At 70.9% G+C, this 26894-nt stretch carries 24 protein-coding genes and 1 tRNA gene; 11 read left to right on the top strand and 14 right to left on the bottom strand.

All coding sequences use genetic code 11. The annotated features are described in order from the left end of the window. Window positions 1-36 precede the first annotated feature (36 nt). Window positions 37-1032, top strand: coding sequence for a LacI family DNA-binding transcriptional regulator (locus tag HQQ88_RS08070; protein WP_173169143.1), 996 nt, complete (start codon window positions 37-39; stop codon window positions 1030-1032). 64 nt (window positions 1033-1096) lie between these two features. On the opposite strand, the gene HQQ88_RS08065 is transcribed toward HQQ88_RS08070, so the two are convergent. Continuing rightward, window positions 1097-1546, bottom strand: a complete 450-nt coding sequence (locus HQQ88_RS08065; protein ID WP_123291868.1) for a MarR family winged helix-turn-helix transcriptional regulator — start codon at window positions 1544-1546, stop codon at window positions 1097-1099. Between the two features lie 171 nt (window positions 1547-1717). On the opposite strand from HQQ88_RS08065, the gene HQQ88_RS08060 reads away from it, so the two are divergent. Beyond that, window positions 1718-2914 (top strand): MFS transporter, encoded by a 1197-nt coding sequence (locus HQQ88_RS08060; RefSeq protein ID WP_173169142.1) that lies wholly within the window; start codon window positions 1718-1720, stop codon window positions 2912-2914. A gap of 141 nt (window positions 2915-3055) precedes the next feature. Here HQQ88_RS08060 and HQQ88_RS08055 read toward each other — a convergent pair. The 4 genes from HQQ88_RS08055 to HQQ88_RS08040 all read right to left on the bottom strand — a co-directional run bounded on the left by HQQ88_RS08055 (window position 3056) and on the right by HQQ88_RS08040 (window position 7398). Continuing rightward, a tRNA-Ser gene (locus HQQ88_RS08055) sits at window positions 3056-3144 on the bottom strand. A gap of 464 nt (window positions 3145-3608) precedes the next feature. Next, window positions 3609-4799 carry an LCP family protein gene (locus tag HQQ88_RS08050; RefSeq protein WP_367916996.1) on the bottom strand — a complete coding sequence of 397 codons (1191 nt, stop codon included), beginning with the start codon at window positions 4797-4799 and terminating at the stop codon, window positions 3609-3611. Between the two features lie 293 nt (window positions 4800-5092). Then, window positions 5093-5773 (bottom strand): GntR family transcriptional regulator, encoded by a 681-nt coding sequence (locus tag HQQ88_RS08045; protein WP_131846694.1) that lies wholly within the window; start codon window positions 5771-5773, stop codon window positions 5093-5095. Between the two features lie 170 nt (window positions 5774-5943). Beyond that, the gene (locus HQQ88_RS08040) at window positions 5944-7398 is read right to left on the bottom strand and encodes an MFS transporter (protein ID WP_311316753.1); all 1455 of its coding nucleotides are present in this window, start codon (window positions 7396-7398) and stop codon (window positions 5944-5946) included. A gap of 284 nt (window positions 7399-7682) precedes the next feature. Between HQQ88_RS08040 and HQQ88_RS08035 the strand changes: the two genes are divergently transcribed. Both HQQ88_RS08035 and HQQ88_RS08030 read left to right on the top strand, forming a co-directional pair. Continuing rightward, window positions 7683-9068 (top strand): AAA family ATPase, encoded by a 1386-nt coding sequence (locus tag HQQ88_RS08035; protein ID WP_123291862.1) that lies wholly within the window; start codon window positions 7683-7685, stop codon window positions 9066-9068. Then, window positions 9061-11079: a VWA domain-containing protein gene (locus tag HQQ88_RS08030; protein ID WP_173169140.1), complete on the top strand. Its 2019-nt coding sequence runs from the start codon at window positions 9061-9063 to the stop codon at window positions 11077-11079. The genes HQQ88_RS08035 and HQQ88_RS08030 overlap by 8 nt, the downstream gene beginning before the upstream one ends. A gap of 380 nt (window positions 11080-11459) precedes the next feature. Here the strand turns inward: HQQ88_RS08030 and HQQ88_RS08025 are convergent, their stop codons facing one another. Genes HQQ88_RS08025 through HQQ88_RS08005 form a run of 5 tightly spaced genes read right to left on the bottom strand, consistent with a single transcriptional unit; the run spans window position 11460 to window position 15340 of the window. Beyond that, a complete protein-coding gene (locus tag HQQ88_RS08025) occupies window positions 11460-12218 on the bottom strand; it encodes an SCO1664 family protein (RefSeq protein ID WP_131880514.1) in 759 nt (252 codons plus the stop codon). Further along, on the bottom strand, window positions 12215-12742 hold the full coding sequence (locus tag HQQ88_RS08020) for a DUF3090 domain-containing protein (protein ID WP_123291859.1): 528 nt from the start codon (window positions 12740-12742) through the stop codon (window positions 12215-12217). Before HQQ88_RS08020 ends, HQQ88_RS08025 begins: the two co-directional genes overlap by 4 nt. A gap of 33 nt (window positions 12743-12775) precedes the next feature. After that, a complete protein-coding gene (locus tag HQQ88_RS08015; RefSeq protein WP_173169139.1) occupies window positions 12776-13498 on the bottom strand; it encodes an MSMEG_4193 family putative phosphomutase in 723 nt (240 codons plus the stop codon). Window positions 13499-13508: 10 nt separating this feature from the next. Continuing rightward, window positions 13509-14210, bottom strand: a complete 702-nt coding sequence (locus tag HQQ88_RS08010; protein ID WP_123291857.1) for an ABC transporter ATP-binding protein — start codon at window positions 14208-14210, stop codon at window positions 13509-13511. Next, window positions 14207-15340, bottom strand: a complete 1134-nt coding sequence (locus HQQ88_RS08005; RefSeq protein ID WP_173169138.1) for an ABC transporter permease — start codon at window positions 15338-15340, stop codon at window positions 14207-14209. Before HQQ88_RS08005 ends, HQQ88_RS08010 begins: the two co-directional genes overlap by 4 nt. 150 nt (window positions 15341-15490) lie before the next feature. Between HQQ88_RS08005 and HQQ88_RS08000 the strand changes: the two genes are divergently transcribed. The 5 genes from HQQ88_RS08000 to HQQ88_RS07980 all read left to right on the top strand — a co-directional run bounded on the left by HQQ88_RS08000 (window position 15491) and on the right by HQQ88_RS07980 (window position 20234). Next, window positions 15491-16660 carry a sensor histidine kinase gene (locus tag HQQ88_RS08000; protein WP_173169137.1) on the top strand — a complete coding sequence of 390 codons (1170 nt, stop codon included), beginning with the start codon at window positions 15491-15493 and terminating at the stop codon, window positions 16658-16660. Then, window positions 16657-17277 (top strand): response regulator transcription factor, encoded by a 621-nt coding sequence (locus tag HQQ88_RS07995; RefSeq protein ID WP_123291854.1) that lies wholly within the window; start codon window positions 16657-16659, stop codon window positions 17275-17277. Before HQQ88_RS08000 ends, HQQ88_RS07995 begins: the two co-directional genes overlap by 4 nt. A 46-nt stretch (window positions 17278-17323) precedes the next feature. Beyond that, entirely contained in the window at window positions 17324-18538 is a 1215-nt protein-coding gene (locus tag HQQ88_RS07990) for an MFS transporter (RefSeq protein ID WP_123938366.1), read from the top strand. Between the two features lie 59 nt (window positions 18539-18597). Continuing rightward, entirely contained in the window at window positions 18598-19743 is a 1146-nt protein-coding gene (locus HQQ88_RS07985) for an AI-2E family transporter (RefSeq protein WP_123291852.1), read from the top strand. 62 nt (window positions 19744-19805) lie between these two features. Beyond that, complete coding sequence (locus HQQ88_RS07980; RefSeq protein ID WP_111084665.1) at window positions 19806-20234, top strand: BLUF domain-containing protein; 429 nt, start codon at window positions 19806-19808, stop codon at window positions 20232-20234. Here the strand turns inward: HQQ88_RS07980 and HQQ88_RS07975 are convergent. The 4 genes from HQQ88_RS07975 to HQQ88_RS07960 form a co-directional block, all read right to left on the bottom strand. Next, window positions 20197-20829, bottom strand: coding sequence for a ScbR family autoregulator-binding transcription factor (locus HQQ88_RS07975; RefSeq protein ID WP_134194579.1), 633 nt, complete (start codon window positions 20827-20829; stop codon window positions 20197-20199). The genes HQQ88_RS07980 and HQQ88_RS07975 overlap by 38 nt on opposite strands. A 97-nt stretch (window positions 20830-20926) precedes the next feature. Continuing rightward, window positions 20927-22300 carry a sugar ABC transporter substrate-binding protein gene (locus HQQ88_RS07970; protein WP_123938368.1) on the bottom strand — a complete coding sequence of 458 codons (1374 nt, stop codon included), beginning with the start codon at window positions 22298-22300 and terminating at the stop codon, window positions 20927-20929. Between the two features lie 27 nt (window positions 22301-22327). Then, entirely contained in the window at window positions 22328-23269 is a 942-nt protein-coding gene (locus HQQ88_RS07965; RefSeq protein ID WP_123291849.1) for a carbohydrate ABC transporter permease, read from the bottom strand. Between the two features lie 15 nt (window positions 23270-23284). After that, complete coding sequence (locus HQQ88_RS07960) at window positions 23285-24262, bottom strand: carbohydrate ABC transporter permease (protein ID WP_228506149.1); 978 nt, start codon at window positions 24260-24262, stop codon at window positions 23285-23287. Between the two features lie 197 nt (window positions 24263-24459). On the opposite strand from HQQ88_RS07960, the gene HQQ88_RS07955 reads away from it, so the two are divergent. Together HQQ88_RS07955 and HQQ88_RS07950 are read left to right on the top strand one after the other, a co-directional pair. Then, window positions 24460-25695, top strand: a complete 1236-nt coding sequence (locus HQQ88_RS07955) for a Gfo/Idh/MocA family protein (protein WP_123339021.1) — start codon at window positions 24460-24462, stop codon at window positions 25693-25695. Window positions 25696-25769: 74 nt separating this feature from the next. Further along, window positions 25770-26783, top strand: a complete 1014-nt coding sequence (locus HQQ88_RS07950; protein ID WP_243692417.1) for a LacI family DNA-binding transcriptional regulator — start codon at window positions 25770-25772, stop codon at window positions 26781-26783. The last annotated feature ends 111 nt before the right edge of the window (window positions 26784-26894 follow it).

Here is a 26894-nt window from a genome sequence, read left to right as displayed (position 1 = left end):
GTAGCCCGACCACCCCATGTCCTGTCAAGGAGCCGCGTGTCACGACCCCCGACGATCATCGACGTCGCGACCCGTGCCGGCGTCTCGAAGTCACTCGTCTCGATGGTGCTCCGCGACGACCCGGGCGTCTCCGACGCACGCCGCTCGGCCGTGCTCGCGGCCGCCGCCGAGCTCGGCTACCGCCCGAACCGCGCCGCCGCGATCCTCGCCGGAACCCGGACCCGCACCGTCGGGGTCATCGTCGACGACTTCCGCAACCCGTGGTTCGTCCCGCTGCTCGACGGCATCCGTGACGCGCTCGCACCACACGGCCTGCGACTCACCCTGGCGGACACCCGTGCGAACGCCCACCTCGACTCCTCGCCGTTCGACGACCTCGTCTCGCTGCGGGTCGACGGCGTCGTCCTCGCCGCCGAGGGCTTCCCCGACCTCGTCGTGCCGGCCGACACCCCCGTCGTCGTCGCCGGCGCCCGGGCCGACGTGCCCGGCGGGCTCGACGTCGTCGCCTCGGACGAGGCCGCCGGCGGCCGGTTGGCAGCGGATCACCTGATCGGACTCGGTCACCGCCGCATCGTCCACGTCACCGGCTCGGGAGGCCCGGCTGCGGTCCGCCGCGAGGGCACCGTCGCGCGGATGGTCGCGTCCGGCATCGCGCCACTGGTCTTCGGCGACGGCCCGACGTCCGAGACGACCGGGTACGAGGGCACCCGCCGCGCACTGCGGGACCACCCGGACCTGACGGCGGTGTTCGCCGCGAACGACGTCATGGCGATGGGCGCGATCGCCGCCGTGCGCGAAGCCGGACTCCGTGTCCCCGAGGACGTCTCGGTGGTCGGCAACGACGAGACGCCGCTCGCCGCCTCACCCCTGCTGCGTCTGACCACGGTCGACCCGCACAACGACGAGGTCGGGCGGCTCGCGGCGAACCGGCTCGTGGAGCTCGTCGGCGCGGCCGAACGACCCGCTCCGAGCCGGGTCCTGGTGCCGCCGTCGCTCGTCGTGCGGTCCACGACGGCGCCGCCGCGGGCCTGAGACGCCACCACCCCGCGACCGCAGCGCGCGGGGCGGCGGTGATCCGGGCCTCCCGGCCGACGGATCAGACGCTGGCACCCTCGAGCCGGTCGACCGCGACCGCGAGTTCTTCGAGTTCCGGGACCTCGCGCGCTTCGGCGAGCGCCCCCTCGAGCGCAGCGGCGTGGATCGGCGTGGCCGCATCCAGCAGCCGCTGACCGGCGTGGGTGAGCTCCGTGTAGAGCCCGCGGCGGTCGTCGGCGCAGAGCACGCGGGTGAGCAGCGCACGTTCCTCGAGTCGGTTGACCAGCCGGGTCGTGGCGCTCGGACTGAGGGCCGCTGCGCGGGCGAGCTGCTGCATGCGCATGTGGAAGCCGTCCTGCCGGCGCAGCGCATCGAGCACGGTGTACTCGACCACGGACAGGTCGACGTCGCGCAGCGCGCGCTCGAGTCGCGTCTCGATCAGGCCGTGCAGTGCCGCCAGGGTGCGCCAGCCGTGGGCACGGACAGCGGTGGAGGTGTCGTCGACGGACATCGGGCTCCTTCTGGTCGGCTGCGCGGTCGGTCGCTGCGGTCGGTCGCCGCGGTCGTTGCGGGCGCGTGAAGTTGCTTGCGCGGATACCCCGCGTGTGCAACTATCGATACCGCGCGTCTGCAACATCCAGCGTACGCGGCACAGCGCCACCGCACAACGGAAGGAACCCCCATGCCCGCGGGACTCATCGCCCTCGCACTCGGCGGATTCGGCATCGGACTGACCGAGTTCGTCATCACCGGCCTGCTGCCCGAGGTCGCCGCCGACTACGACGTCACCGAGACCACGGCCGGCTGGCTCGTCACCGGCTACGCACTCGCCGTCATCGTCGGCGCCCTCGGCCTGACCGCCGCCACCACCCGGCTCCCCCGCAAGCCCGTCCTGCTCGGGCTGCTCGTGCTGTTCATCATCGGCAACACGCTGTCGGCGATCGCACCGACCTACGAGGTCATGATGTCCGGACGCGTCATCGCGGCGCTCTGCCACGGAGCGTTCTTCGGCATCGGCTCCGTCGTCGCCGCGAACATGGTCGAGCGCTCGAAGCGCGCCTCGGCCGTCGCCCTGATGTTCACGGGACTGACGGCGTCGAACGTGCTCGGGGTGCCGTTCGGCACGTTCCTCGGCCAGGCGCTCGGCTGGCGTTCGACCTTCTGGGCCATCGTCGCGATCGGAGTCGTCGCCCTGGTCGGCGTCCTCGTGCTCGTCCCCGCCGTCCGCCAGGCCGAGACGCCGTCACTGGCCCGCGAGCTCGGCGTCTTTCGCTCCGGCCAGGTGTGGCTGTCACTCGGCATGACCGTGCTCGGCTACGGCGGGATGTTCGGGGCGTTCACCTACATCGCGTACACGCTGACCTCGGTGTCCGGGTTCCCGTCGTCAGCGGTGCCGTGGCTGCTCGTGGTGTTCGGCGTCGGGCTGTTCGTCGGGAACTTCGTCGGCGGCAAGCTCGCCGCACGCTCGATCGACCGGACCCTGCTCGTCGTGCTCGTCGCCCTCACCGTGGTGCTCGGACTGTTCGCCCTCGTCGCGACCTCGCCCGTGCTGACCGTCATCGCACTCGTGCTCATGGGCGCCTTCGGGTTCGCTACGGTGCCGGCCCTGCAGACGCGCGTGATGCAGTACGCGGACCACGCGCCGACCCTGGCGAGCGGGGCGAACATCGCGGCGTTCAACCTCGGCAACGCGCTCGGTGCCTGGATCGGTGGGCTCACCATCGCCGCCGGGCTCGGCTACACCTCGCCGATCTGGGCGGGCGCCGGGATCACCCTGGCCGCCGTGGCCCTGACGCTCGTCGCCACGGGTGCCGTGCGGCGTGGGCGTTCGCGCGGCGCTGGCGAGCTGACCTCGACAGGGAGCATCGCGACGGCCTGACGGCAGCCCGGCAGAACCTGGTTCCGGACACAGCACCACGCCGTTCCGCGGTGCCGTGTCCGGAACCTGGTTCACGCGGCGTGCAGACCAGCACGGAGACGACGAAACCCCGGTCCGATCGGACCGGGGTTTCATGGAGTGCGGAGACGGAGGGATTTGAACCCTCGGTCCCCTAAAGGGGACTCCACCTTAGCAGGGTGGTGCACTCGGCCGGACTATGCGACGTCTCCAAGCACTCTCGCGAGCGCTCCGACCACCATACAGGAGGACCGGGCCACTCTCGACCCGACCGCACCCCGCGCGTGGCACGGTCGCAGAACGCGGGTCCCCCGAAGTGGGGACACCTCGGGGTTGTCCCGACGTACCCCGGTGAATAGCATCATCGAGACGCGGCGATCACATTCCGGGGCTCGTCCCCGTAGTCGCGACACAGCACCGACGTCGCTCTCCGAGCCGGGCCCGGCGCGCCCGGTTGTCTGGCGCCCGCTCGGGGAGCGGCTTCCGGGGGCGCGGTCCACCACCGCGCCCCCGTTTCTGCGTCCGGGCACGGCGGCCGACCAGTACGCGAAAGCGACAGTGCCCCAGCACGGCCCGTGGTCTGTGCCGTCAGCGCGACAGTGTGCCGCCGATGTTCGGCGGCAGACTGTCGCTTTCGCGTGGGCGGGAGCCCGGCGGGCCCAGAGCCCCAGCCGGGTCAGTAGCCGAAGGCCTTGGAGCACGTTTCCTGGTCGGCGGACTGCCCCTCGAGCCCGTCGATGGTCTCCGGCGTCGCGGAGGCAGTCGGAGCAGCAGCGGCAGGCGACGACGGCGCAGCAGCCGCGGGTGCGGACGCCGGAGCCGACGGCGCCGCAGCAGCCGGCGACGAGGCCGCTTCCGACGGCGCCGCATTCGCCTCGGACCCGATGCCCGTGCTGTCCTCCCCCAGGGAGAACGACTGGTCCGCCTTGATCTTCGCGAACAACTGGTCGGCCAGGTACGTCGTCGGCTGGACCTTGCCCTCGTAGACCCCGGTCCCGCCGGTCGTGCCCGGGTACTGCACGAAGTTCACCTGCGACAGCGGGAGGTCCTGCAGCGCCCGACCCATCTGCACCATCGTCCCGATGTCGTTCAGGCTCTGGGACAGCTGCATATTCGACGCCGCGGCGCGGGCCAGCTTGTACAGGGTGGGCGGCGACGTGAGGGTGTCGTTCGACTTCACGGTCCGGAGCAGCGACGACAGGAACACCTGCTGGCTCGAGATCCGGCCGAGGTCGGAACCGTCACCGACGCCGTGCCGGGTCCGGAGGAACGCGAGGGCTTCGTCGCCCTGCAGGGTCGAGGTGCCGGCGGGCAGGTCGAGCCCGGTGTAGGGGTCCTCGATCGGCTGCGCCACGCAGACCGGCACACCACCGATCGCGTTCGACATCTCGATGACGCCGTTGAACGAGACCGCGGCCGAGTACTGGATGTCCAGGCCGGTGAGCCCCTGCACGGTCTGGGTCACGCAGTTCAGCCCGCCGTCGCTGAACGAGGTGTTGATCGGCTGCGCAGCCATGGCCGGTGCGGTCCCGGAGCCGTCGGTCTTCTTGCACGCGGGGATCGGGGTGACGAGGTCACGGGGGATGCTCACCGCGGTCGCGTTGGTGTGGTCGGCCGACACGTGGAGCAGGATGTTGACGTCGTTGAGCGTGGCATCGCGCTCCCCGAACTCCGCGGACTGGTCCGGGTCGTTGTCCGTCCCGACGACGAGCATGTTGAAGCCGCCCTTGTACGCGCTGAGCGACGGGGCCTTGGTGCCGTTCGACCGCGGCGCGGGCTGCCCCTCGATCTGCACGCCGTCACCGAGGTCGTCGGTCACCTGCTTCGCGGCGATCGCGGCGACCGAGGCGGTGCTGACGAGCGCCACTGCGGCCACGCTCGCGACCAGCGCAGCGACGGTCCGGAGGGGTCCGGAACGACGGAGACGTCCGTGCCGTGCGATCCCGTCGGCTCGGTTGAGTCGGTGGGAGCGATCGCGGACGTCGTTCACGGGCTCTCCTGTCGTCGGTGGACGCGCCGGGGCGGCAACCGGTCAAGGCTGCCACGGAGGTCCCTGGCGATCCAGTGCGAACGACGTCGGAGCGAGCCCACCGGGCCACCGTCGACCCCCGGATCCGTGCGCCGTGGCGCCGACCTGTGCGAACCCGCAGCCGGGACGGCTCAGGAGGCCACGGCCACCCGGAACCGGTCCGGCAGGGCGATGAGCGCCGCCGCGAGCTCGAGCAGCACCACGGCGCAGTCGTCGAGCGCGTCACGCTCCGCTGCCCGCACGGCCTGGTCGACGAGGTCGAGTCGCCGCGCCCGGTCGACCACGGCGTCGATCCCGTTGGCCAGTGCGACGTCGTCGGTGAAGAACGTGTCGAGCACGGTGCGCTGCGACAGCATCCAGTCGGCGCTGACCGAGGCGCCGCGCCGCCGGAGGAACCACGCGGCGAGTTCGACGAAGGCCCCGGCTTCGGTCCAGCACTCGCGGAGCCAGGCCGGGTCGAATCGGTCGTCGTGGCCCGTGCCGCTCACCGGCGGGTCGACGACCAGCGCCCGGGCGATGCGCAGGCGCTCGGTCATCTGCCCGACGGACCACTGCGTGATCACCACGCCGACGTACCGCTGCACGGTGACGAGCTGATGGGACTCGAGGGAGACGAGGGCTTCGCGCACCGGCGTGCGGGAGACCCGCATGTCCTCGGCGATGGTGTCGAGGCGCAGGCGCTGCCCGCGGCGGTACTCGCCGCGCAGCACGCTGTCGAGCAGGCGGAGGAAGACCGCGTCGCGCAACAGACTGCGCCGGAGGCCGTGGGGGTCGCGGTCGCCCCGGCCGACACGCATCGGTGACTGCTCCATCGCGCCAGCCTCACGCACGGCGGTCACCCTGGCCGACCGCACCGGCACCGTCGTGGATCGTCGTGGTGGGTGTCGCGCTGTGGAGGAGTGCCATGCCAGCACCGTGACACCACGACGACGGCCGTGCTAAACACTCTGAATACAGAATGTTGCATGGCCGCCGTTGCTGTTCAGCGTCGCTGCTGTTCCGCGTCCCCGGTCAGGACGGACAGGGGCTGGGTGACGTCCTCGAGCCCCTTCCGTGCGGCATCGACCCCGAAGACCAGGGCTATCACCCCACCGCCGATCATCACCGCAGACCCGAGCAGGTACCCCCAGAAGAGCGGTTCACGCGAGGACCCGTCCCCGATGAAGGCACCGTAGATCAGCGGTGCGACCGCACCGAAGACCTGCGCGAGCGCGAAGAAGTACGAGATGGCCTGCGACCGCAGCTCGAGGGGGAAGATCTCGCTGACCGTCAGGTACGCGCTCGAGGCACCGGCGGAAGCGAAGAAGAACGACACGCACCAGAAGGCCACCTGCACCGTCGCCGAGATCGCGTCGGCGCGGAAGAGGAACGCAGAGGTCGCCAGGACGAGCCCCGACACCAGGTACGTCAGGAAGATCATCTGCCGACGGCCCCACGTGTCGAAGAACCGACCGAGGATGATCGGTCCGAGCAGGTTCCCGATCGCGAACGGGAAGAAGTAGATCGACGTCTGCGCGGTCTTCAGGCCGAAGAAGTTCGTCAGGACGAGCGCGTAGGTGAAGAAGATCGCGTTGTAGAGGAACGCCTGCGTGATCATCATCGACGCACCGACCAGGGTGCGCGTCGGGTACTGCTTGAGCAGCACGCGCGCGATGGTCAGGAACCCGACGCGGTCGGTCGGCGTGACGGTCATGGCCTTCGACTCGTCGACGTCCGGCAGCCGCTTGCCCGTGGACTTCTCGACCGCCTCCTCGATCTGGGTGACGGTCGCTTCGGCCTCTTCCTCGCGCCCGTGGGTCATGAGCCAGCGCGGACTCTCGGGGATGTGCCGCCGCAGGAAGATGATCGCGATGCCGAGCACCGGGCCGAGGAAGAAGCCGATGCGCCAGCCGATGCTCTCCGAGAAGTTGGCCGTGTCGAGCAGGTAGATGTTCGCGAAGGCGCCGAGCGCGGCGCCGCCCCAGTAGGTGCCGTTGATGGCGATGTCGACGTGGCCGCGGTACTTCGCGGGGATCAGTTCGTCGATCGCCGAGTTGATCGCCGCGTACTCGCCGCCGATGCCGAGACCGGCGACGAACCGGAACGCGGCCAGGAACCAGAAGTCCTGGGCGAGACCGGCGACGCCCGAGCCGATCAGGTAGATCGCGAGCGTCAGGATGAAGAGCTTGCGCCGCCCGAGCCGGTCGGACATGCGCCCGAACACCAGCGCTCCGACCACCTGGCCGACCAGGTAGATCGTGCCGAGGGAGGTCACCTGTTGCGTCGACAGGTTCAGGTCGGCCTGGAAGCCGGCGTTGGAGACGATCTGGATCTCCAGACCGTCCAGGATCCAGGAGACCCCGAGTCCGACGACGACACTCCAGTGGAACCTCGTCCACGGCAGTCTGTCCATCCTGGCGGGGACCAGGCTCTTGATCGCCCCGTTCGTGCTGCTCACGAGAGGGGAACCTACGCCGAGATCGGCGAGATGGTTCACATTCGGTACGACGGGGCCGGCTCGGAGCCGGATCCCCCTATCGAATCCGGCTCCGATGCCGGAGCCTCAATCATTGCGGTTGCTATGGAAACCCACAAGCGGACGGGCGCGCCCCGCTCAGCGGCAACGCGAAGCGTTGCGCGGGGCGCGCCGACCGAGCCTGCGAGGGAGGACGGGGCGGGCCCGCCACGGGCCTCCCGTCCGCCTTCCGGTCGCTTTCGCGATCGCGGCGTAGCGTCGAGGAGGTGACCCGACCCGACATCCGCACGGTCGGCGAGCTCCGCACTTCTGGCCACGTCCAGAAGACGGTCCGCGCCGAGATCCGCGACAACCTGCTCACCGCGCTGCGCGCGGGAGACGACCCCTGGCCCGGCCTGCACGGCTTCGAGACGACCGTGATCCCGCAACTCGAACGTGCCCTGATCGCCGGACACGACGTCGTCCTGCTCGGTGAGCGCGGCCAGGGCAAGACCCGCCTGCTCCGCACCCTGCAGGGCCTGCTCGACGAGTGGACCCCTGTGATCACCGGCTCCGAGCTCGGCGAGCACCCCTACGAGCCCATCACCACCGCGAGCGCCCGCCGAGCCGACGACCTCGGCGATGCCCTGCCGATCTCGTGGCGGCACCGCGACGACCGCTACGTCGAGAAGCTCGCGACGCCGGACACGAGCGTCGCCGACCTGATCGGCGACGTCGACCCGATGAAGGTCGCCGAGGGGCGCAGCCTGGGCGACCCGGAGACCATCCACTTCGGACTCGTCCCCCGCGGCCACCGCGGCATCGTCGCGATCAACGAGCTGCCGGACCTCGCCGAACGCATCCAGGTGGCGATGCTCAACGTGATGGAGGAACGCGACGTCCAGATCCGTGGCTACGTGCTCCGACTCCCCCTCGACGTGCTCGTGGTGGCCAGCGCGAACCCGGAGGACTACACGAACCGCGGCCGGATCATCACGCCGCTGAAGGACCGCTTCGGCGCGGAGATCCGGACCCACTACCCGATCGAACTCGAGGACGAGATCGCGGTCATCCGGCAGGAGGCGCAGCTCACCGCCGAGGTGCCGGACGCGATCGTCGAGATCCTCGCCCGCTTCACCCGTGCCCTGCGCGGGTCGAGCGCGGTCGACCAGCGCAGCGGTGTCAGCGCCCGGTTCGCGATCGCCGGCGCCGAGACGGTCGCCGCGGCGGCCGTGCACCGTGCAGCACGCCAGGGCGAGCCGGAGGCCGTCGCGCGACCGATCGACCTCGAGACGGCGGTCGACGTGCTCGGCGGCAAGATCGAGTTCGAGAACGGCGAAGAGGACCGCGCGGACGAGGTCCTCGAGCACCTGCTGCGGACCGCCACGGCCGAGACGGTGCGTGCCCGGTTCCGCGGACTCGACTTCGGGGTGCTCGTCGAGGCGCTCGACGGAGGGACGATGGTGACGACGGGCGAACAGGTCGGCGCACGGGCGTTCCTCGAGGGGCTGCCGTCGATCGGCGAGTCCGACCTGTACGACCAGGTCTGCGAACGCCTCGGTGCCACGAACGACGGCGAGCGCGCGGGTGCGATCGAACTCGCGCTCGAGGGGCTCTTCCTCGCCCGCCGCATCAGCAAGGAGTCCGGCGGGGGCGAAGCCGTCTATGGCTAGGCAGAACCGACGACTGACGCGGGACACCCGGTACGGCGCCGCAGCGCTGTACGGGAAGTACCACGACGGTCCGGACCCGCTCGCGCCGCCCGCCGACCTCGCCGAAGCACTCGACGCCATCGGGCAGGACGTGATGGCCGGCACCTCACCGGAGCGGGCCATGCGGGAGTTCCTGCGCCGTGGTGGCCGGACGCAGCGCGGACTCGACGACCTCGCGCGCAAGGTCGCGGAGCGGCGGCGGGAACTCACCGCGAAGAACAACCTCGACGGCACCCTGCAACAGGTCCGCGAACTGCTCGACCAGGCGCTCCGCGCCGAACGCGGCGAACTCGCACGCAACGTGGACCTCGACGACGGCGACCGCGCCCTGGCCGAGATGCAGCTCGACAGCCTGTCCCCGTCGCCGGCCGCCGCGGTGCAGGAGCTCGGCGGGTACGACTGGACGAGCCGCGAGGCCCGGCAGAAGTACGACGAGATCAAGGACCTGCTCGGCCGCGAGGTGCTCGACCAGCGCTTCGCGGGCATGAAGCAGGCGCTCGAGGGGGCCACGGACGAAGACCGTGCCGCGGTCAGCGCGATGATGCAGGACCTCAACCAGCTGCTCGAGGACCACCGCGCCGGCACCGACTCGCAGGAGCAGTTCGACGCGTTCATGGCGGAGCACGCGGAGTACTTCCCGTCGAACCCCGCGAACGTCGACGAGCTGCTCGACGACCTCGCGGCACGGGCCGCCGCCGCCCAGCGCATGCGGAACTCGATGACCGAGGAGCAGCGCGACGAACTCGACGCCCTCGCCCAGCAGGCCTTCGGCTCCCCCGACCTGATGGGGCAGCTGTCCCAGCTCGACGGCAACCTGCGGTCCCTCCGCCCCGGTGAGGACTGGGGCGGATCCGAGCGCATGGAGGGCGACCAGGGGCTCGGACTCGGCGACGGGACCGGGGTCTTCCAGGACATCGCCGACCTCGACGCCCTCGCCGACCAACTCGCCCAGTCCGGACCGGGCTCCGAGCTCGACGACCTGGACCTCGACGCCCTGACCCGGCAGCTCGGCGCCGAGGCCGCCGTGGACGCCAGGACCCTGCAGCAGCTCGAGAAGGCCCTGCGGAACTCCGGGGCGATGCGCCGCGGTGCCGACGGGCAGCTCCGGCTCACCCCGAAGGCCATGCGGCAGCTCGGCAAGAGCCTGCTCCGTGACGTCGCCGAGCGGATGTCCGGCCGACAGGGTGCCCGCGACATCCGGCAGTCCGGTGCGGCCGGCGAACCCTCGGGCGCGACCCGGCAGTGGGCGTACGGCGACACCGAGCCGTGGGACGTCACCCGGTCGATCACGAACGCGCTGACCCGGACCGCGGCCGACGGGCGGGTGGGCCCCGGCGTCCGCCTGACCATCGACGACGTCGAGGTGCAGGAGACCGAGTCCCGCACACAGGCCTGCGTGGCACTGCTCGTCGACACGTCGTTCTCGATGGCGATGGAGGACCGCTGGGTGCCGATGAAGCGCACGGCCCTGGCGCTGCACACGCTCGTCTCGACGCGGTTCCGCGGCGACGACCTGCAGCTCATCGCGTTCGGACGCGAGGCCGAGGTCGTGGACATCGAGCAGCTCGTGGGTCTCGACGCGATGTGGGACAAGGGCACGAACCTGCACCACGCGCTGCTCCTCGCCAACCGGCACTTCCGGAAGCACCCGACCGCCCAACCCGTGCTGCTCATCGTCACCGACGGGGAACCGACGTCGCACCTCGAGCCGAACGGACAGGTGTGGTTCGACTACCCGCCGGACCCCGTGACGATCGCGCTGACCGTTCGGGAGCTCGAGAACGCCGGTCGTCTCGGCGCCCAGACGACGTTCTTCCGCCTCGGCGACGACCCGGGGCTCGCACGGTTCATCGACGCGATGGCGAAGCGGGTGGACGGCTCGGTCGTCGCTCCGGAGAACGACGACCTCGGTGTCGCTGTCGTGGGGTCGTACCTGGGGTCGCGCCGCGGCGGGCCGTCGTTGTTCGACTAGCCGCCGGATCGGTCCCGGCAGGGACTGTTGCGCGGGGTTCCGCAGTCGTATGCTGAGCGCCACCACAGTTGCCCCAGACCCCGGCCGCCGTGATCGTTCTTCCTGCGCCGACGTCGTCGGCGTGCCGGAAGCGGTCGGCCGAGTGCACCTGATCCGTTCTCGACCGGTCGACTCCCGCGGGGTCCCGGAGTGCAACGGCGCACGCCACCGGACGCCACGGGTCTCCGCGTCCACGGATCACGGACGCGGACCGGTCGGTGGGGTCCGGACCCGACGGGCCCCACCGTCCCGGACCAGGGTGTCCACATCTGGCCGGGTGTCCACGGCCGGTCGGGCCGGGCCGCCGGTTCACGACGAGTGCTCCAGAACAGACGGGTGCGTCAGAACAAGGGCCACGGCACCGCGGGGCCGTGCCCCGGCGGTGGCGGGAAGATGCCGACGGCCCGCAGCGCCGCACACCGCGCGCGCACCGTGTCGACCTCTTCCGGCGTCAGGTGTTCGGCGAGTTCGTCGCCCAGGGCACCGCGGAGCGCTTCCGACACCCGGTCGAGCCCCTCGAGTTCGTCCGGTCCGAGCGGCTCGCCGATCCAGCCCCACAGCACCGTGCGGAGCTTGTGCTCGACGTGGAAGGCCAGCCCGTGGTCGACACCGAACCGGTGTCCGTCGGGCATCGCCAGCACGTGCCCGCCCTTGCGGTCGGCGTTGTTCACCACGACGTCGAAGACGGCCATGCGGCGCAACGCCTCGGAGTCCTCGTGCACGAGCGTCACCGGCTGGTCGTGCTCGTCGATCGCCTCGAGGACGGGCAGCCACGGCGAACCCTCCGCCTCGGCGGTCTCGGGGGTGACGAGGTCGACGGCGTCCTGGTCCGGGTCGATCGTCTGCCAGCGCTGCACCATCCCGGGGCCGAACGGGCCGTCACCGAGCCACGTCGGTGGCACGATGCCCCAACCGAACGCCTCGGACACCAGGTGGGCCGCGACCTCGCGGCCGGCGAGCGTGCCGTCCGGGAAGTCCCAGAGCGGGCGCTCCCCCTCGATCGGCTTGTAGACGACCGCCTCGCCGTCCAGCTCGGCCAGGAACGTCGCGTTCGAGGCCTCACGGATCCGCGCCGTGATGCTCAGTGAGCCGTCGCTCATGCGTCGCCGGGCGGACGGCCCGCGGCGACGATCTCGCGGGTGCGCTCGACGAACGCGCGAGCGGTGCCGACCGGGATCTTGACCTGGAAGAGCTCGTCGGGTTCGGGGATCTCGACGACCGCCTCGATCTCGAGGCCGTCCTCGCTCTCCTCGGACACGATCTCGACGTCGTCGTCGATCGGGTACGCCTCGATGACCACCTGCGCCGTCGACGGGTCGAAGCCCAGGCTCAGGGCACCGGCACGGAACTCGGGCTCCACCGGCTGGTCGAGCGGTTCCGGGTCGCGGAGCTCCACGGGGGCGGTGTCCGGCACGCTGAAGCGGTTCGCCTCGACCGTGGCGACCTCGTCCAGCAGCTCGTCGATCTTCTCGGCGAGCACGGCGGTCTGCTCCTTCTCGAGGGCGACGCTCGTGACGCGCTTGCCGGAGCGGGCCTGCAAGTAGAAGGCGCGCTCGCCCGGACGGCCGATGGTGCCGACGACGAGGCGGTCCGGCCAGTCGAAGCCGTGGACGATGGAGGGCATACCCGCATTGTAGGAGTGCGGGCCTGCGCCCGTTCAGGGTCTGGCAGGGCCTGCCTCGGACGGGGCCTCCGGATGTCCGGCTCCGCCGCCGACCGCTGCGTCCCCGCTGGGCGCCGGAGCGGTCGCGAGCCACGACAGATCGCCGGACTCGGTGTTCGTCGCGACCACCTCGGGCCGGTGCTCGCCGTACCGCACGACCGACACCGACGCCGGCCCGACGCCGATGCGCTGGAACAGGTCGAGGTGCATGCCGAACGCGTCGGCCAGGACGGACTTGATGATGTCTCCGTGGCTCACCGCGACCCAGACCGCTCCGGGCCCGTGTTCCGCCTCGACCTGGGCGTCGATGCGCCGGACGGCCGACACCGCCCGGGACTGCATGGTCTGCATGGACTCGCCGCCGGGGAACACCACGGCGCTCGGGTTCGCCTGCACCGTCCGCCACAGCGGCTCCTTCGCCAGGTCGACGAGCTTCCGCCCCTGCCACTCGCCGTAGTCCGCCTCGGTGATCGCCCGCTCGATGGCCGACGCGGGGTCGCCCGACTGTCGCTCCAGGATCGCCCGGGCCGTCTGCCGGCACCGCTCGAGCGGACTCGACACGACGGCGACGACCGGCACGGCAGCGATGCGCTCCGCGGTCCGGTCGGCCTGCTTGCGGCCGACGGCGTCGAGTCGCACGCCGGCGGTGCGTCCGGCGAGCACGCCCGTGGCGTTCGCGGTGGTGCGTCCGTGTCGGACGAGGAGGACGGTCGCCATGTGCCCGATCCTAGGCGGCGATCACCGGCGCCCCGGCCAGCCGACCGTCCACCACCGTGACGAGTTCGTCGAGGGTCCCGCGGTGCACCAGGTCGTGGGTGACCAGCATCGTCGCGGTGTCCCGCTCGCGCGTCAGTTTGGCGATGAGCTCCATGATCGCCGCGCCGCGCTCCTGGTCCAGCGCACTCGTCGGTTCGTCCACGAGCAGGACGTCGGGTTCGTGCACGAGTGCCCGGGCGATCGCGACGCGCTGCCGCTGCCCGCCGGACAGCTGCGCCGGCCGCTTGTCCAGGTGGTCGGACAGCCCCACGGCGTCCAGCAGGTCGTCGGCCCGGTCCCGGAGCCCTCCCGCGCGACGACCTCCGGCAGGGTGCCGGCCGCCGAGGTGCGCCATCACGAGCACCTGCTCCCGTGCGGTCAGCGACGGGAGCAGGTTCGACTGCTGGAACACGATCCCGATGTGCGCACGCCGCAGGGCGGTGGCTTCGTCCCGGGACAGCGCGGCCGCGTCGACGTCGCCGATGAGCACCCGACCGGAGTCCGGCCGGATGAGCGTCGCGGCGACGGCGAGCAGCGACGACTTGCCCGATCCGGAGGGGCCGGTGATGCCGGTCACGACGCCGGGCCGGGCGACGAGGGACACGTGGTCGACCGCGGTGATCCGCCGGTCGCCGTCGGGGAAGGTCAGGGTGACGTCGTCGAGGGTGATCATCGGTTGCTCCCGAGGGCGGTGAGGGGGTCGGCGGAGGTGACGGTGCGGAGCGCGACGGCGGCGCCGGCGAGTCCGAGGACGGCCATCGCGGCGGCCGGCACGACGGTGGTGACCGGGCTGAGCAGGAACGGCAGTGCACCGCCGGCGAGCGCGCCGAGTCCGACGACGGCCAGCATCCCGACGCCGATCCCCAGGACGAGCACGACGAGCGCCTGTCCGAGCGCATCGCGGACGAGTGATCCGGTGCTCGCGCCGAGGGCCTTGAGCACGGCGACGTCGCCGGCCCGCTGCATGGTCCAGACCGTGAAGAACGCCCCGACGACGAGCGCGGACACCCCGAAGAGCATGACGATCATCAGGCCGAGCGACCCGATCTCGGACCGGAAGGTCTCGAGGGCGGTCAGCGACCCGAGCGGCGACGCGGCGGACGTGCCGGTGGACGCTGCGACTGCGTCCCAGTCCGGGCTGCCGCTGACGGCCAGGACGGTCGGCGCGCCGTCGCCGCCGAGCCGCCGGTCGGCCGCGGCCCACGCCTCCGGGGTCATGGCGAGCACCGGTGTGTGGCTGTACCAGGCGTCGCCACCGACGACGGCGACGCGGTAGTCCGTCCCGGTGACGGTGATGCGGTCGCCGACCTGCACGCCGAGGTCGGCCGCAGCACCGGACGACAGCCCGACCTGGTCGTCGCGACCGGGTGCGATATCGGTGACGGGGGTCGACCGTGCTCCCGTCGGCAGCCCGACCAGCGCGACGCCGACGGCCGCGCCCGACGCCGCAGCACCCGACCCCGCGGCGCCCGACCCCGCAGCGCCGGACCCCGCGCCCGGTGCCGTCGCCCGGCCCTGGACGATGCCCACCGGCACCACGTCGTCGACCCCGCGGGCCGCCTGCCAGCCGTCCACGGCCCGCTGCCCGATGGTGGAGTCGCCGAACGACGGCTGCCCGGTGGACGGCTGCTGCAGGACCAGGCGGTCGCCGGGCAGGTCGAGCACCGCCGAGACGTTCTGCGACGCGAGCCCGCCGGTGAGCCCGGCGAGGAACCCGACGAGCAGGGTGATGAGCGCCACGACGGAGCCGATGAGGACGAACCGGCCACGGGCGAACCGGAGATCGCGCCAAGCGACGAACACGGTGTTCCCTTCCCGGGTCGCAGACCTTCCACGACCACGACTCCCAGCCTCGCCGCGGTGCTCCCACCCGGCATCGCCGGAGGGTTCGGTCCTCCGATCGAACTTTCGGTTGATCCCCACCGGCCGGTGCCTCCGTACGCTGGGGAGCACATGGCGCACAGCACCCTCACCCCGGTCTTCGTCGGTCTGCGGACCGGCCTGCACGTGCTGTCGGCCGCGCTGCTCGCCCTGGTCGTCGTGCGGGTGCTCGTGGACGGTGGCGCCGGCACGTGGGTGCGGTTGGCCCTGGCTGCGGTGTTCGCGGGCGTGTACCTGCTCGGGGCGGTCGTCGCGCGCGGCGACGGCCGCCGTCGGACGGTCGCCGGTGCGGTCTGGCTCGTCGCCCTGACCCTCGTCTGGATCGCCCTGCTCGTCGGCGTCCCCGAGGCCGCCTACCTCGTCTTCCCGCTCTTCTTCCTGTACCTGCACGTCCTGCCGCGCATCGTCGGACCGGTGGCCGTCATCGCCGCGACCCTGGTCGCCGTCGTCGCCCTCGGACTGCACGGCGGATTCACCGCCGGTGGTGTGGTCGGTCCGCTCGTCGGAGCGGGTGTCGCACTGCTCATCGGACTGGGGTACCGGGCGCTCGCGCGCGAGGCGGTCGAACGCGAGGCCCTGGTCGCCGAGCTCCTCGCCACGCGCGACCGGTTGGCCGTCACCGAACGCGAGCAGGGCGTCCTCGCTGAGCGGGCCCGGTTGGCCCGTGAGATCCACGACACCGTCGCGCAGGGGTTGTCGAGCATCCAGATGCTGCTGCACGCGGCCGAACGCGCGGACGGGGAGCGTCCGGGGACGGAGCACATCCGGCTCGCCCGTGAGACCGCTGCCGAGGGCCTCGCCGACACCCGGCGGTTCATCCGCGAACTCGCACCACCGGCGCTCGAACGCGGACTCGGAGCAGCTCTGGAACGGTTGGCCGGCTCCCAGTGGTCGCGCGACGGCCTCGACGTCACGGTCAACGTCGCGGAGGCCTCGCTGCCGATGGACGTCCAGACCGCGCTGCTCCGCATCGCCCAGGGCGCCGTCGCCAACGTGGTGCAGCACGCCGCGGCCACCCACGTCCGACTGTCACTCACCGTGGACGGTCAGGAGGCCCGGCTCACCATCGCGGACGACGGCGTCGGTTTCGACCCGGTCGCCGTCCACGACCGGTCGGGCACGACGGACTCGTTCGGGTTGCGTGCCACCGAAGAGCGCGTCGAGCAGTTCGGCGGCCGGCTCGAGGTCGACTCGGCCCCTGGCCGCGGGACGACGCTCGTCGCGATCCTGGAGGTCCGGTGATCCGCATCCTCATCGCCGACGACCACCCGGTGGTCCGCGCCGGGCTCCGAGCACTCCTCGACGGCACGGACGGCATCGTCGTCGCGGGTGAGGCGTCCACCCCGGACGAAGCCGTGGACCTCGCCGCCCGGCTCTCGCCGGAACTCGTGCTCATGGACCTGCAGTTCGGGCAGGACCTCACCGGGGCGGACGCGACGCGACGGATCCGCGCGCTCGACGCCGCGCCGTACGTGCTCGTGCTGACGAACTACGACTCCGACGGGGACATCCTCGGTGCGGTCGAGGCCGGCGCGAGCGGGTACCTACTCAAGGACGCGCCCCCGCACGAACTCGTCGCGGCCGTCCGCGCCGCCGCGTCCGGACAGAGCGCCCTCGCGCCGACGATCGCGGGTCGGCTCATGGCGCGGATGCGCGCCCCGTCGGTGAGCCTGTCGGCGCGGGAGCTCGAGGTGCTGCGCCTCGTCGCCGAGGGGGCGTCGAACGGCGCCGTCGCCGCGCGCCTGCACATCAGCGACGCCACCGTGAAGTCGCACCTGGTGCACGTGTTCTCGAAGCTCGGGGTGTCCTCGCGCACGGCCGCGGTCTCCGAGGCCCGCGCCCTCGGCATGCTCCGCTGACGACCGCACCCTTGACGGGCCGTCGGCGGACCGATCAGATGGTCACATGACCCGGCACCCTCGAGGGGCCCTGTTCGCCACGTCGACGATGACCGGCTTCGGCATCGCCACGTGGGTGACCAGGACGCCCGCCATCCGCGACGAACTCGGGGCGTCGATCGAGGCGATGGGGCTCGTGCTCCTCGGGCTGTCGATCGGGTCGATGATCGGGATCCTCGGCGCCGGTGCGCTCGTCCGACGGCTCGGGACACGACCCTTGATCCTGCTCGGTGGCGCGCTGCCCGTGGTGGGGATGGTCCTCGTCGCCCTGCTCGCCCCGGCACAGGTGCCGGCGGGTGTCTGGGCGGGGCTGTTCCTGATCGGGTTCGGGTCGGGGGTCGCCGAGATCGGGCTGAACGTCGAGGCCGCCGCGGTCGAGCGGCGCATCGGCCACCCGGTGGTGCCGGTGCTGCACGCCTGCTTCAGCCTGGGGACCGTCGTCGGCGGTGTCGTCGGCATCGCGATGACGGCTGCCCGGACACCGGTGCTCGTGCACCTGCTCGTGGGGGCTGCGGTGATGGCGGCACTCGCGGCGTTCGCTGCCCTCAACCTGCAGCCGCTGCCGCGTGCCGGAGTGCAGACGGAGGGAGCCGACACCGCAGACGCCGCCGGCACGTCCCGCGTCACCACGGCCACCCGCCGCTCCGTCATCACCGTGCAGCTCGCGCTCATCGCGGTGATCACGCTCGCGATGGCCTTCGCCGAGGGTGCCGCCAGCGACTGGCTCCCGCTCCTGATGACGACCGACCACGACGCCCCGGAAGCGGTCGGCTCGCTGGTCTTCACCGGGTTCGCGCTCGCCATGCTCATCGGCCGGTCGGCCGGCACCCCGCTCGTCACGCGGCTGGGGCGGGGCCCGGTCGTCCGGCTCTGCGCCGCGGTCGGCGGGATCGGGGTCCTGCTCGTGGTGGTCTCGCCGAGCCCGGTGGTCACGGCGATCGCCGCGGGCGTCTGGGGGCTCGGCATCGCGCTCGGGTTCCCGCTCGCGATCTCGGCAGCGGGTGACCACCCGACCGACGGGGACCGCCGGGTGTCGGTCGTCGCGACCGCCGGCTACATCGCGTTCCTGGTCGGACCGCCCCTGCTCGGCTTCGTCGGCGAGCACCTCGGGCTGCAGGCGGCGATGCTGGTGCCCCTCGTGCTGCTCGTCGCCGCCTTCGTCGTCGCGCCCGCCGCACGGGACTCCCACGACGTCGACGTCCGGCGGACCGTCTCCACCTGATCCGCGACGCCGGGCGCGGGTCCGGGCGCGCCGCCCCGCGGATCAGTACGGTCGATCCCATGCCGTTCTTCCGCGACAGCCCCCAGCCGACCACCCCCTCGAAGATCCAGGCGGCGTGGTCCGACTCGACGGGCCGCCTCGCCACGCGGTGCCTGCAGGTGATCATCGTCGTCGTGGTCATCGCCGGCGTCGTCTACGCCGGCAGCGTGCTGAGCGTCGTCACCATCCCGGTGCTCCTCGCGCTCATCATCGCTTCGGCCATGCACCCGATCGTGTCCTGGTTGCGCAAGCACAAGGTGCCGTCGGTCCTCGCGACCCTCGCGGTGCTCATCGGCGTCCTCGCGGTGCTCGGGCTCATCGGGTGGCTCATCGTCGTCGCCGTCGAGAACCAGTGGTCGCAGCTGCAGAAGTCGGCCGTCGACGGGTTCCAGCAGTTGCAGGACTTCGCGAAGAACCTGCCGATCTCGATCTCGGACAAGCAGGTCGACGACGCCGTGGCGTCCGTCACCGACTTCATCACGAGTGCGCAGTTCGGCTCCGGCGCCCTGGCCGGCGCCTCGGCCACCGCGAACTTCCTGACCGGCCTCGTGCTGATGATCGTGGTGCTGTTCTTCTTCCTCAAGGACGGCCCGAGCATCTGGGAGTTCCTGCTCCGCCCGTTCACCGGTGAGCGCTACGACCGTGCACGCCGGGTGGGCGACCGCGTGGTCTCGACCCTCGGCGGGTACGTCCGCGGCACCGCCACGGTCGCCGCCGTCGACGCCATCGGCATCGGTGTCGGCATCGCGATCGTCGGCGTCCCGCTGGCACTCCCCCTGGCCGTCGTCGTGTTCATCACGGCCTTCATCCCGATCGTCGGTGCGACGGCAGCCGGCATCCTGGCCGCGCTGGTGGCGCTCGTCGCACTCGGTCCCGTCCAGGCGCTCATCGTCGTCGGGATCGTGATCCTCGTGAACCAGCTCGAGGGCAACCTGCTCCAGCCGGTGCTGATGGGACGCACCCTCAAGCTGCACGGCCTGGTCATCCTCATCGGCCTGACCGCGGGCACCGTCCTGGCCGGCATCACCGGGGCCATCATCTCGGTGCCGCTGCTGGCCGCCGCGTGGGGCGCGATCCTGGTCTGGGACGGCCCGAACACCCCGGCGCGGCCGTGGCGGAAGAAGCGCAACGAGGACGTCACCGCCCACGAGCTCCCCGCCGACTGAGCCGAGAACGTTCTGCGGACATCCGTTTCGCGCAATCGGGACCGTCGCACGAAGATGGACCCGTGCTCGTCTCCATCGTCTACATGAGTCGCGCCGTCGTCCCCTTCGACGACGGCGACCTGGCGACGCTGCTGGACGGCTCACGGCTCCGCAACGAGGCGCTCGGCGTCTCCGGACTGCTCGTGGTGAAGGGCGGTCGCTTCATGCAGTTGCTCGAGGGTCCGGCGTGGAGCGTCGACGACCGGTTCGCCGCCATCAGCCGTGATCCGCGGCACGGCGAGGTGAAGTCGCTCATCCGCGAGGACATCGAGCGACGACGCTTCGACGGATGGTCGATGGCCTACCGCTCGCTCGACGACGCGGACGTCCACGCGGAGCCGGGCTTCAGTCCGTTCCTGTCCGGCGAGACGGACTTCCCGCGGTCGTTCGACCGCACGAGCGCCGCGTGGCTGCTCAAGTGGTTCCGCGACCGCGAACTCCACGACCGCTGAACGCCTCGTCGACGACGCCGAGCAGCCGGTCGCGGTGCGCCGGGTCAGCCGTGGCCGTCAGGACCACCCGCCACATCGTCGCGACCGCGGGGAACAGATCGGCCCGCCCGGTGCGGACGTCGGACACCAGTTGCACGCCCGTGAAGTACGGCACGACGGTGGCGCCGAGCTGTTCCGCGGTCAGGTCGGTGCGGAGCTCGCCGCTCGCGATCGCCAGCCGGAACACGTCGACGATCCCGCCGATCCACTGCTCGTAGAAGCTGACCGTGGCCGCGTGGAACTCGCCGCGCTCCAGTGACAACCGGATGCCCGCCCGCACGATCGGGTCGGTCCGCAGCAGGTCCGCGATGGCTCGCGAGGCGCCGACCAGGGCAGCTGCTGGTGACTGCTCGGTGTGGCTCACGACGTCGAAGGTCCGGACGTTCTGCTCGTCGATCACACCGAGCGCGAGGGCCAGCTTGGTCGGGAAGTGGAAGTGCAGCGCCCCCTGCGAGACGCCCGCCCCGCGGGCGATGGCCGCGATCGTCGCGGCGGCGAAGCCGACGCGGTCGAACTCCTCCGCAGCGGCCACCAGGATCTGCTCACGTCGTTCCACGTGACCAGTCTGACGGTCTGGAGGCGCGGGGCGGGCGTGCCCCGTGCCTCCAGACCGAGGGGTGGTCGCGTCAGACCGCGTCAGGCGACCCGCGCACTCAGGTGAGCGCCAGCAGGTTGTTGACCTGCTCGTTGATGCCGGTCAACGTCGAGATCGGCTTGCCGTTCGCGTAGACGTTGTCGAAGGCCGGCTGCAGCAGCGCCTGCACGTCCGCCGGGTTGCGGGTGACGGGGAACAGGAACGTGGTCTTCTCCTCGACCTGCCGGGTGAACGCCGACACGTCCAGCCCGCGCTTCCGGAACGACGCGACCGCCGCCTCGGTACCGGCGGGACGGGCCGGGAACACGACGCCTGCGCGGCCGACGATCTCCTGGGCGGTGTCGCTGCCGAGGAACGCGACCCACTTCGCCGCCGCCTCCGGGTCCTTCGCCTGCTTCGTGATCGAGTCGCCGAGCCCGTTGAACATCGACGCCCGCTTGCCCGTCGGCCCGATCGGCGTCGGGGCGACGGCGATGTCGAGGTCCTTCATGTTCAGGTACGTGCCGATCATCCACGAACCGTTGAACGACAGCGCGCACTTGCCCGCGCCGAGCTGCACGTCGGGACCGGTCGTCGTCGAGAAGACGCCGTACTTCGCCATGTAGCCCTTGTCGGCCAGGCGGTAGTACCAGGCGAGGGTGTCCTGCACGGTCTTCTCGTCGTAGCGGAACTTGTCGCCCCACGGGTTCTCGTTCGTGTAGAACCAGTCGGTCGACCCGGTGAAGGGCGACCACTGCGTCTGGCCGAAGCCGTCGCCGCCGGACCCGTTCGACGAGATGCCGTAGACCTCGACGTTCTCCTTGTCGAAGCCGGGCTCGTCGCCCCGCCGACCCTTGGAGTCGATGGTCAGGTGCGCGAGCATCCGTTCGAACGAGCCGCCGTCGTCGGGGTTCCACTCGAGCGTGGCGAGCTCGTCGTCGGAGACGCCAGCCTTCTGCATCGCCTTCCGGTCGTAGAACATCCCGATGGTGTCCCAGTCCTTCGGCGAGCCGTAGCGGTGCCCGTCCTGGCCCTTCCACAGCTCGGCGAGGCCGGACTGGTAGTCGTCGTCGCTGATGGACTTCGTCGCGTCGAGCTCGTCGAGCTTGTAGAGCACGTCGAGGTCGGAGAACTGCGGGAACTTCGTCAGGTGGTCGGTGAAGACGTCCGGCGCGGTGCCGGCGATGAACCCGGCCGTCAGCTTGGTCCAGTAGTCGGCCCACCCGAGCTGGGTGATCTGCACCGTGATGTCGGGGTTCTCGCGGTGGAAGGCCTTCGCGACCTGCTGGTAGGCGGGCAGCTGGTTGGAGTCCCAGAGCCAGTAGCTCACGGTGCGGGCGCCGCTCTTGGACGCGGTCCCACGGCTCGGGGACGAGCAGGCGGCGAGCGCACCGAGGGCGAGGGCTGAAGCGCCGCCCGCGAACAGTGCGCGGCGGGAGAGGTTGTTCGTCATGGTGTGGTGGTCCTGTCCGAGCCGGGGCTACTTGATCCCGGAGAAGCCGATGGAGTTGACGATCCGCTTGGCGAAGACGCCGAACAGCACGATCATCGGGAGCGCCGCCACGAGGGTCGCGGACATCAGCCCGGCCCAGTCGGTGCCGGACTGCGGGGACTGCGACTTGAAGACGCCGAGGGCGACGGTGAGCACCCGCGAGCTGTCCGTGTACGACACCATGAGCGGCCAGAAGTAGTCGTTCCAGCTCGTGATGTACGTCAGTACGGCGAGCGTCGCGATCGGTGCAGCGGCCATCGGGATGACGAGCCGGAAGAACACCCGGACCTTGCCCGCGCCGTCGATCAGCGCGGCCTCCTCGACTTCCTTCGAGATGCCGAGGAAGAACTGCCGCAGGAAGAACACCGCGAACGGGGTCATGAACATCGTCGGCAACGCGATGCCGAGCAGGTTGTCGACGAGCCCGAGCTGCTTGATGAGCGTGAAGTTCGGCAGCAGCGTGAAGATCGCGGGCACCATCAGGCCGGCGAGGAACACCCCGAAGACCTTGTCGCGTCCGGGCCAGCGCAGTCGGGCGAAGGCGTACGCGGCAGCGGCCGAGAAGAACACCTGGCCGACCGTGACGAGCGTCGACACGATCACCGAGTTGAGCAGGTACCGCCAGAAGTTCAGGGCAGCGCCGGAGCCACCCTGGGCGAGGGCCTCCTCGGTGGACTGCAGGCCGAGGACCCGCTCGAACCCACCCAGGCTGAACCCGACGGGCAGCAGCGACGTGGGGTCGGAGTTGATCGCACCGTTCGACGACAGGGCGGTGCGCAGGATCCAGTAGAACGGGAACAGGGTGACGACGATGACGATGATCATCGCGACCCAGGCGAGGACGCGGCCGACCGACGGACGGCGACGGTGGCCGGCTCCGGGTCGGGGCGGACGCTTCGTGGTGACGGAACGGGTGAGGGTCGTGGTCATGGTGCGGCGCTCCGTTCAGTCCAGGTCCGACTCACCCGAGCGGGTGAGGCGGTACTGGATGATCGTGATGATGCTGAGGACGATGAGGAGCGCGACCGAGACCGCGGACGCGTAGCCGAACTGGAACCGGCCGAACGCCAGGTTGTAGATGTAGTTCTGCACGACGTTCGTGGCGTTCGCGGGGCCGCCCTGCGTGGTGACGGCGACGGTGTCGAACACCTGGAACGACCCGATCACCGTGATGATGAGCACCAGCGACAGGATCGGGCGGAGCAGCGGCACCGTGATGCGCCAGAACATCTTCCACTCGCTCGCACCGTCGATGCGGCCGGCTTCGTACACCGTCTCGGGCAGCGACTGCAGGCCGGCGAAGATCAGGAGCGCCGTGTAGCCGACGTGCCGCCACACGTTGATGAGCGCGATCGACGGGATGCCCCAGACGTCGCTCTGCAGGAACGGGATGCGGTCCAGGCCGAGGGCCGCGAGCATCTCGTTGCCGATGCCGAGCTGGGTGTCGAGGATCCACAGCCAGACGAGCGCCGCGACGACGTTCGACACCAGGTAGGGCGCCAGGACGATGCCGCGCACGAAGGTCGACTTCGTCAGGCGGTGCATCATCACGGCGATGAACAGTGCGACGACCGTCTGGATGACGATGTTGATGAGCACGTACTCGATCGTGACGACCATCGAGTGCCAGAAGATCGAGTCCTGCACGAGCCGCGCGTAGTTCTGCAGCCCGGTGAACTCCGGCTCGGTGAGCAGGTTGTAGGACGTGAAGCTCAGGTAGATGCCCCGCACGGTCGGCCAGGCGAGGAACACCACGAAGCCGATCGCGGCCGGCGCGATGAACAGCAGCGCGAGCCACAGGTCGTTCCGGGGACGGCGGCGGCGTGGGACGGTGGTACGGGCGAGCGGGAGGTCGGCTGCCCGACTCCTCCGTCTCGTGCTGGCGGTCGTCAAGGGTGACGACACAGGGCTCTCGGTGGCCATCGCGACTCCTTCGTCTGCGGTGGACTGACGTGCAGCAGTCCGTGAGCCGGGAATCTACACGTGGTGACATCGGGTGGCAAGAGGCTATTTCACGCTCCGAATCCAGGGTTGTCACGTGTAGACAATCGTGTCAGGATGGCGGTCGATCGCATCGGCGCGACCTGCCCGGCGACGCATCCCTCACCCTGGAAAGGTCACTGATGATCTCTGTCGGAATGGTCGGCGCGGGCCAGTTCGCCCCCCAGTTCGCCAAGCTGTTCAAGCTCCACCCGGACGTCGACCGCGTCTTCGTGACCGACCTCGTCGACGACCGCGCGTCGGAGCTCGTCGAGTCGCAGCACCTCGACGGCACGTTCGCCGACTTCGACGCCGTGCTCGCCTCGGACGTCGACGCCGTCGCGATCTTCACCCAACGCTGGACGCACGGTCCGCTCGTCGTCAAGGCGCTCCGCGCCGGCAAGCACGTCTACTCGGCGGTGCCGATGGCGATCTCCGTCGACGAGATCCGCGACATCATCGAGGCCGTCCGCGAGACCGGGCTCACCTACATGATGGGCGAGACGAGCTACTACAACCCCGCGACGGTGTTCGCCCGCAAGCAGGTCGCCGACGGCGCCTTCGGCCGGGTCTTCTACTCCGAGGGCGACTACGTGCACGACATGGACCTCGGGTTCTACGCCGCGTACCAGTTCAGCGGTGGCGAGGACTGGAAGCGCACCGCCAGCTACCCGCCCATGCTGTACCCGACCCACTCCGTCGGCGGCGTCCTCGGCGCCATCCCCGGACACGCGGTCAGCGTCAGCTGCATCGGCGTCAAGGACGACCGGGGCGACGGCGTCTTCGACAAGGACGTCAGCCAGTTCGACAACGACTTCTCGAACGCCACCGCCCTGTTCGAGCTCGACAACGGCGGCGTCATGCGCATCAACGAGATGCGCCGTGTCGGCTACCCGTCGCACATCCGCGAGTCCCGCTTCCGCTACTTCGGCACCGAAGCGAGCTTCGAACAGCTCGCGAAGACCAGCGTCTGGCAGGACAAGGAGGACTCGCACGACATCAGCGACAAGATCAACACGCAGGCGACGATGGACCTCGACGACCCGCGTCTCGCCGGCGTCGACCCCTCGCTGCGCGACGCGTTCGTGTCCGGCTACGCCGAGGTGCACGACACCGACCGCCTGCCCGCCGAGTACGCCGGCGTGCCGACCGGGCACGAGGGCTCGCACCAGTTCCTGGCCGACGACTTCGTCCGCGCCGTCGTCGACCGGACCCTGCCGCCGGTGAACGCCTGGACCGCCGCACGCTTCACGCTGCCCGGCATCATCGCCCACCAGTCGGCCCTGCAGGGCGGTGCACGCCTCGAGGTGCCGGACTTCGGGGACGCCCCGGAGACGACCTCGGCGGTGCCCTCGTCTAGTATCGCCAGCGAATAGCAAGTGGTGTTCGGGTGTCGGTCCGCACGGGCCGGCACCCGAACGCGACTTCCGAGCCGACGAAGGTGGCACCCGTGAGCGTCCCGACGACCCCGAGGGCGGTCACCCGCGCCGACGTCGCCCGGTACGCCGGCGTGAGCACCTCCGTCGTCAGCTACGTCGTGCACGACGGCCCCCGCCCCGTCGCGGCGGCCACCGCCGCCCGGGTCCGTGACGCGATCCGGGTCCTCGGGTACCGCCCGAACGCCAGCGCCCAGGCCCTGCGCACCGGGTCGTCGAAGATGCTCGGGCTCATCGTGCCCGAGCTCGACAACCCCTTCTGGTCCGAGCTCGCCGTGGAGGTCACCCACGCCGCAGCAGCCCGCGGCTACGACGTCCTGCTCGCCAACAGCGACGGCGACGCCAGCCAGGAGCGCGAGCGGCTCCGCAGCCTGTCCGCCCGCCAGGTCGACGGGATCATCGTCACGAGCATCATGACCCACCCGGACCTGTCCACCGTGTCGGACCCGGGCATCCCGATGGTCCTGCTCAACACCTTCTTCGAGGTGCCCGAGTACGCCAGCATCGGCGTCGACGCCCTGCGTGGCGCATACGACGGCACCCGCCACCTGGTCGAGCACGGCTACGGGTCGATCGGCCTGGTCATGGGGCACGCCGGCTCCATGGAGCTCCGCGAACAGGGCTGGATGCGGGCCCTGCGCGACGCCGGGCTGCCGGACGGCCCGATCGTGCGCTGCGACTTCACCCGGCGGGGCGGGTACGAGGCCGGCCTGCGCATGTTCGCGGACGGGACGGGACCCCGCGCCGTCTTCGTCAGCTCGGACATGCAGGCCGTCGGTGTGCTGCGGGCACTGTGGGAACTCGGGCTGCGCGCACCGGAGGACGTCGCGATCGTGTCGTTCGACGGCGGTGCCGAGGCCGACTACACGAACCCGCAGCTCACGACGGTCCGGCAGCCGATCGAGACGATGGCGACCGCCGCCGTCGACCGTGTGCTCGGGCTCGACGCGGACAACCAGTGGCACCGCGACCTTGTGCCCGCCGAGTTGGTCCTGGGCGCGAGTTGCGGGTGCGACGTGCGTCGCTGACGCACCACCAAACCGTCCTGGAGGCGCGGGGCGGGTGAACTGGTCCCCGGTTCTTGGACTGATTAGTCGGTTCGAGATCCGGGGATGGTTCGTGTGGGTGGTACCGCGTCG

The organism is Curtobacterium sp. VKM Ac-2861, assembly GCF_013204965.1.
Lineage (GTDB): Bacteria > Actinomycetota > Actinomycetes > Actinomycetales > Microbacteriaceae > Curtobacterium.
Note: the sequence above shows the minus strand (reverse complement) of the source record. Positions and strands in the feature narration are given on the sequence as shown.